Annotated in this window: 7 protein-coding genes; all 7 read right to left on the bottom strand. The window is 47.8% G+C overall.

The genetic code is table 11. The features are described from left to right. Window positions 1-2309: ImcF-related family protein (locus tag D3222_RS23000; protein WP_118988185.1), on the bottom strand; the 2309-nt coding region annotated here is incomplete at its 3' end. Beyond that, window positions 2302-3480 carry a hypothetical protein gene (locus D3222_RS23005; RefSeq protein WP_232832641.1) on the bottom strand — a complete coding sequence of 393 codons (1179 nt, stop codon included), beginning with the start codon at window positions 3478-3480 and terminating at the stop codon, window positions 2302-2304. The genes D3222_RS23005 and D3222_RS23000, both read right to left, overlap by 8 nt. Further along, on the bottom strand, window positions 3477-3755 hold the full coding sequence (locus tag D3222_RS23010) for a PAAR domain-containing protein (protein WP_118988186.1): 279 nt from the start codon (window positions 3753-3755) through the stop codon (window positions 3477-3479). The genes D3222_RS23005 and D3222_RS23010 overlap by 4 nt, the downstream gene beginning before the upstream one ends. 28 nt (window positions 3756-3783) lie before the next feature. Then, on the bottom strand, window positions 3784-4092 hold the full coding sequence (locus D3222_RS23015) for a hypothetical protein (protein WP_198672906.1): 309 nt from the start codon (window positions 4090-4092) through the stop codon (window positions 3784-3786). 262 nt (window positions 4093-4354) lie between these two features. After that, complete coding sequence (locus tag D3222_RS23020; RefSeq protein ID WP_118988187.1) at window positions 4355-5347, bottom strand: putative type VI secretion system effector; 993 nt, start codon at window positions 5345-5347, stop codon at window positions 4355-4357. Between the two features lie 73 nt (window positions 5348-5420). Beyond that, window positions 5421-6410, bottom strand: a complete 990-nt coding sequence (locus D3222_RS23025) for a putative type VI secretion system effector (RefSeq protein ID WP_118988188.1) — start codon at window positions 6408-6410, stop codon at window positions 5421-5423. Then, window positions 6407-7476, bottom strand: a 1070-nt coding sequence (locus tag D3222_RS23030; protein WP_304598683.1) for a T6SS effector BTH_I2691 family protein, incomplete at its 5' end; no start/stop codon positions are given. The genes D3222_RS23030 and D3222_RS23025, both read right to left, overlap by 4 nt.

Consider the following 7476-nt stretch of genomic DNA (forward strand, 5'->3'; position numbering starts at 1 on the left):
GTCATCCCGTTATCCGCCGGGCTTTTGCCCATCAGCGCTAATAACGGGCCAAACGCGTTATCCAGTGGCCCCGATGGCATGCGGGGCGAGTCAATCGCCGGCAGCTTACTTTTCTGGAACAGGTTTTGTGCCGATTTCACCGGCGAATCCGCTAACGCCGTCCCCTGCCGGCCGGTTTCGCCCTGATAAGCCAGCGTGTCCATCAGGGCAATCAACGGCGACTGACGCACATCCGCCATAAAGGTTAACTGGTCAATGGTGTCGGCAAGGTTATGCACTTTATTCCAGCGCAGACTGTTGAGAAAGTTCAGCCACGCCCCGGCGAAATCGGTGAAATAACGTTCCGTCAATCGGGCTTTCAACTCCGCCGGTGAAACCGCCTTCAATACCGGCTGACGACCGTCACTGAGCACCCAGTCAATCTCCTCCTGCCGGGCAGCCACCACCTGCGCTATCGCTTTTTGTACCTGCCCCTCCCACGCCTGACGGGTAAACATCCCCGGTACTACCTTATCGGTGGTAAACAGACGGCTCGCGTCGGTGGCCCCGGTCATCTGCGCCAGCCTTAAATCGCCGTAACCGTGAGCCACCTGTTGCAATATTTTCTGGTACAGCACCGTTTCCGCCTGACGCTGCCCAAGCTGATTGAGCAATATCTGACGCACTTCACCGACCAACCCGTTATCCACGCTGATTTTCCACTCCGGGTGGCGCGGCAAATTCTCCGCATAAAAAGTCACTAATGCCTCACCGCTGTTTTGCCACAAGCCATCCGTCACCCCGGCCCGCCGCGGCCAGTTTTCCATCAACACCCGGCGCATAAAGGCCGCCTGGGCTTTTGCCGGCTGAGCCATCATCAGATACACTTTCAACTGGTTGTACGCCGAATTGATACGCTGATGACGCTGTGCACTGCCCGCCGGCAGATTCACCAGTTCGGTCAGACGCTGATGGAGCAACCGGGCAGCGGCATCACGTATCAGCTCGGCATTATTGCGTTGATACACCGGCCACATCACTTTCAGTAGGGCATCATTCTGATTGAGCCCAAAACGGCTGTACCACGGTGTCCCATGCGCTGACTGGTGCTGCAACCGGTCAATCTGCAATTGCAAGTCATGCTGACTGAGCAGACGGGCCGATAAAGCTCCCTGAGGGTCACCGGCCTCGCTGATTCGTTCACGACTGACCGCTATCTGATGACGGTTGGCAAAAAATGAAGTCACACTGCCCACGCCCCACAATGCCGCCAGCGCTATCACCCCCCACTGGGCGCTCTTCTCCCACGGGAAACCCACCGCCTGTCCCCGGATATCGCGCACCTGTTCCAGCACRCCATTCCAGCTGGCATCCACCAGCCAGCCATGCTCYACCATCCCTGACGGTACCGGCAGCGGTAAACTGAACGTCACTCCCGCCAACCCCAACGGCGGCCGGTCCAGCAACGGCGTCAACTGTGTCACCAGACGCGTCACCCCGCCATCCCGCAATGACTGCGCCAGCCGCAACAGAAAATCGTGACGGATTTCCGCTATTGCCTGTCCCATGCCCCGGCTCGCCAGCGTTGGTATCAGGCTATCCAGACCCTGCGCCAGCCTCTCAGCCGTCCCCTCTTCTGACAGAAAACARCCCACCGTCTGAGTTGGCCGGTCGCGCTGGTCCCAGTGGCTGTGACGCACATTCCACACATACACCGGCGCCTGCCAGCCCAGCTGTTGGCCCTGTTTCTCCAGCATGCGCAACGCGGTCTCTATCTGCGTCCGCTGGCTGAGTTGGTCTTCGGTCATCACCCACACCACCCCATCCAGCGGGCGACGGCGACGCAGTTGGCGCAACGCCTGTAACTGCGCTTTATCCGGCGGCGTCTGCAAACTGCCGCCCCACAGCAACAGGTTATGCTCGCCCTCTTGCCAGTGTTGTGCTGTCAGCCTGGGGGCAATCGCTTCCACCTGTTCCCGTTGCCCCATCACCAACAAAATACAGACCCGCCGACGCCAAAAGGGGCCATAACGCCGACGAAGCTGATATTGCAACCGTTGAAAATAAAATGGCGCTTCTGAAAGTACAGCTTGCTCTACGAGCGGTTTAACCGCGATTTCCTGTACAGGCAGACGCTGTTTGTAATCCCGAAAAAGATTCAACAGCCATATCACACCCACCATACTGACAATCCAAACRATTATTTTGACGGCCTGAGTAGACAACCCGAATCGATCGCCCCAGAAAGATAACAATCCGCCCAATACCAGTGCGATCAAACTGGTGACCAGACCGACTCCCAAATTACGGGTAATAAAAGCCTTAAACATAGAGATCCCYTGATGAAGTGACATGGTTCAGCGGGGAGAGGGTCCCCAGTTGTAACGTGGCATGGTGCGCTAGCAGAAAAAGCTGTGGCGCCTGTTGATACTCGGCCATTTTCATGGCGAGCGTTAATGCAAACCAATCCGCATATGGCCCTGATTTCCCAAGCCAATGGGGGACGAACTGTTGATCAGGCGTTGCCGGTRCGCTCTGCTGTACGGATGATGGCAAGGCTTGCAATATCTGATTAAACCGAATTAACAACTTATCTTTCTCCGATGAGTCGGCATCGTTGTACCACAATGTCCCGGCAGTGATGGCAGGACGTTGATAACGCAGAAACTGGGCCACACTYTGCCCGGCCTCCGCTGCGACAGTAACCATAGGCCGATGCAGACAGCATTTCGCCGACAATGGAGAAGAGGGAGGCGCCAGTAGCCAAATCACCGCGCCCTCACTGACGGCCTCCGGCGTTTTATTGCCTGCCCAACACCATGTTATAACCAACTGCAATCCTTTGGTTTCCGTGGTCAACCAGTCGCTTATCTGCTGGGTATAATCGGCTTTGAGTTTTATCGGACCTTGCAGTTGAGACAAAGGCAGCCCCAGTTCCGCCCAAACCTGACAGAATTGTTCCCATACGACGATTTCGGGCCTGTCTAATGGAAAATAGACATTCACCTTATGGTTAGCCACATACGCCATCAAACTACTCCGCATCTCTCCCAGTAAATTTTCAAATAAGTTGAGGTAACTGGAAAAAGGGGGCAATACCAGTGCACTATCACCATTGACTAATACCTCCCTATCCGCCGGTGAGGGCACTTCCGGCGGAAAAAACGCGCCATAATCCACAACCCGTATCGCCTGCGAAGCCCACGCTTGCCAGCGAGCCTCCTGCCAGGCGTTCTCTTGTGTCAGCACTTCCGCTTGCTCCAGTTCGACGCCGTAACGAAACAGCCGCCAGCCGGCAATCACGCCGAACAGTGCTGTTATTCCGGCTAAAGCGACCAGCGCATAAAGCAGGCTGGCGGGATCTTTAAACAGATACCAGACACTGCCGGCCGCCACTACGACAGCGAAACAAGCCATACTGAACAGACGCCACCAAAGCGACCAGACTGGCGGTTCAGGCCGGTGTACGGAATAAGATTGCGGAATATCCCAGGCCATCATGATGACTCCCCTATTCCGGCTTTGGTCGTACTGGAAATAACATAACAACCGCATTGGCAAAGCGCTTTATCAAATGCGACGGGTTTACCCTCGGAAATACATTGAGAATCAGCTTTAACAATACGGTTAATACCATGYCCTTTTAGCGGACAACTGACTAAATCATTTAATAAAGCGACTCTTTTACCGTCAATTTCGATAGAAGAGGAAGCGGAAATCACTTCACCGCCGCTACTGAGCTTATCGCCCAGGCGAATAACACCTTCAAACATCATGAACCCTATATCATTAAGAATAAATTTTTCACATTTTCAGCGTAATAATATTATCGCCCTCATTTTTCGACGCCGCCTGCAAAAGCGTTTGAATAACTTTATTAACACCATCTCTATCAATAAATTTCTTTGAGCATACGATGTCGATGTGCTTATTTAAATTCACGGTAATCAACACACTGTTTTCACGTTCCTCAATTCGTCTGATACATCCATAAGGCAAAAAGAGGGGTTTACTCAACGGGGTCGGCGTTAACAAAAAGCCTCCTAATTTCTCTGCAAAGAAATAACGATCTTTTGTCTTACGATAAGAGAAATAATGTTCAGCGGCCATCATGATACAAATACCCCTCGCGCCTCTAATATGTCAACAGATTAATAGCAAGACCTTTCCAAACCATTTTATAGATCTGTTTCACAAAAACTCCTTGATTTACACAAAATTACAAACAAACCGAATAAAAACAGACAAAACTTCACGTTGGATAATTCATTACTGGATTCTCCAAAGACAAGTAATCTTTTAATATCTCTACAACCCAGCGTAGATAATTCTGAGGACTATCCCATAAATCTTTAGCTCCATCCTATTACTTAAATCAGTAATAGTAGTAATGGCTCAGGATACAAACCTTATCCGGTAATACTTCTTCACTGTTTTCAGACGATGGATTAGATTTCATTTCCTCAATCTTTTTCCTGGTTAATTTACTAAGACTAATATCCTGCGGATTCGGGAAACCCAACACGGAGAAAATATCCTGAGCCAGTTTAACTGACGGCCACGGTTTTTTGAGGCTGACAAAGTATGCATAGAAAGAAAATACGGTTGCCACAACCATAATACATAAGGTTAAAAGATCTGGTCCATCCCAAAAACTGCCCCCACCTGAAAAAAAGATAGCACCAAGACAAATAGCTACGATCATAAAAAATACGCAGAAAGTATAAAAGACTTCATCCCATGCTTTTGATCGTCTCCCTTTATTACAACACGGCGTGATAGAAATCGTTCTGCGTTCAGGGTTTGTTAATGCATAGACGACATAATATTCTCCCTGATCGGTCACCGCTAATTCAACATAATCACCTGTTTTGACTGTCGTCAACCCTATCCAACCATGAAAAGGGATACCATTGATTTTCCCCTGCACAAAATGACATATTTCACTCAATCGCACTTCAGTCCGTAAATTCACTGCGGCCTGAGACGTATTTCCCAACATCGCCAGCAATAATGCACCAAATTGCCTATTCTCCTCCCGGCGGGCAAATTCTTCGGGGTCATATTCACGATCAGAAAAATAGCCTTTGACACAGAGTATTTCCCACTCTTCCAGCACACCACTCACTTTAATTAATGGTTTACGCGGGGGCAATTCCGGCGGCGGCGGCTCTTTTGCCAATATCGCATCCAGTTCAGGGATTTTGGCTTGAAGCTCCTCTATCGCTTTTTCAACCTCCTCTCTATCTTCAGGATAGCGCGGAATCATTATTTCTCTCTTAACTGCTATCTGCGTATTAAGACGTTTTCTCTGACTTTTTATCTCTTCAAAGTCAATAGCACCTTTTAACATCTGATAAGTATTCATGAGAGCACCTTAATTGCATCGGCAAAATTTTTACTTTATTACATAACCAACATTCACTATTTAATTACTTAAATCAGTAATAGTARTAATGGCTCATAAAACAGTATTTATCCGGCAATACTTCTTCACTGTTTTCAGGCGATGGATTAGATTTCATCTCTCTCAGCCTTTTCTTGGTTAACTTCTCAAGGCTGATATCTTGCGGATTAGGAAAGCCTAATACTGAGAAAATATCCTGAGCCAGTTTAATTGACTTCCACGGCTTTTTGATGCTCACAACGAATGAATAGAGAGAAAATACCACAGCAAAAAACATAAGCCATAAGGTAAAAATATCTGCTCCATCCCAAAAACTGCTACCATCTGGAAAAAGAATAGCTCCCAAACAAACAACAGCAATAAGAAGAAATATACAGCAAGTATAAAATACTTCATCCCATGCCTTTGACCGAATACCTTTATTACACCAAGGAATAATAGAAATAGTTCTCAATTCAGGCTTTGTCAGCGCATAAACAGCATAATGCGCTTCCTGTTCCGTCACAACTAACTCGACATAATCACCTCTTTTTACTGTGGTCAACCCCAACCAACCATAAAAAGGAATGCCATTGATTTTTCCTTGCACAAAATGATAATCGTTATACAACCTTATCTTAGTCCGTAAATTCACCGCAGCCCAAGAGGTATTCCCCATCATCGCAAGTAATAAAGCGCCAAACTGTTCATTCTCCTCCTTACGGGCAAATTCCTCAGGGGCATATTCGCGTTCAGTAAAATAGCCTTTGACACAGAGCGTCTCGAATTCCTCCAATACACCACTTACTTTGATTAATGGTTTACGCGGGGGCAATTCTGGTAATGGTGGTTCTTTTGCCAATATTGCATCCAGTTCAGGGATTTTGGCTTGAAGCTCCTCTATCGCTTTTTCTACCTCCTCTCTATCTTCCGGACGACGCTGAATTCTTTCCCGCTTAACCTCGATCCATGTATCAAGACTGCTTCTCTGACTTTTTATCTCTTCAAAGTCAATAGGATCTTTTAAAAATTCATATGTATTCATGAAAGCACCTTAATTGCGTCGGCAAAGTTTTTACTTTGTTCTTCATACAACTTATCTTTTAGTGATTCAGGGTAAATCCATTGCGTGGCTTCTAAACCCTTCACCGGTTCTAACCCAAAAACACAATTACGGCACCATTTCTGTAAATCATTATCGACATACAATGAAACCAGCCACTCAAGAATAAGCATTCCAAGCATGACTTGCCAACTACAGAAAAAACCAATAAACCTACCAGCAGCTAAAGGCCCCAGTCTATCTAATATAATTTCCACAACATTTCTACCTTTCAATCCTTTCCTTACCAATATCCCCAACAATCCTTCCAAAAATTCACTGGATGCTTTTATCACCGAGCCAATATCAACTCCAATTTTGCAACTAATTAATCCAAAATACTGCCAACGCCGTCTGCCATGCAATTCAGATTCAAAATCACTGATATCTACCCCCAGATTTAGTGCGGAAGCGAGCGTGCCCGCACTCGACCCGATAAATTTAATGGTGTCGGTGGCAGCCATATTTTCTATGCCGTGCTTCACCATCGGCTCGACAATCTCCATTGCCGTACTCAGTGTGCTTAAAAACGCGGCGGTCACCTGAGCATGGCTTTTAACATCCCCCTTACTCTCTTTTAGCTGATTGGCATACTCCAGCCCATTAAAAAATAAGACTAAACATTTAATCCGGGATTTTTTTAATACCGGCTCTCCTTCGACGCTGTCAGCAAATTTTTTAAAATCAGACTGATATTGATTACTTTTTTCCAACCGCTCCTCAGAACCCGGTCTCTTAAGTCTCTCCAATACCTGTTGCCGAAACGCATTACCCTCCTTAAGTTGTGATACCGACAAATCAACCGCCTGATCAAACGGCACCCCTGAAATCACCGAGAATAGCCCCTTACTCAGCATTTCATTGGTGCTATTCAGCACTTTTCCTAAGCGGGTAAAATTAAAGAACCGGTCGCCCAACGTCACCAGTCGCCGGTCAGAATGCAGCATCGCCCGGGCAAAGGTGCTGTTGGATCTGGGCGGCTTTTCCAGCACTTCATTCGCTTTATCGT

The organism is Photorhabdus sp. CRCIA-P01 (assembly GCF_003545805.1).
In the GTDB taxonomy this organism is placed as follows: Bacteria; Pseudomonadota; Gammaproteobacteria; order Enterobacterales; family Enterobacteriaceae; genus Photorhabdus; species Photorhabdus antumapuensis.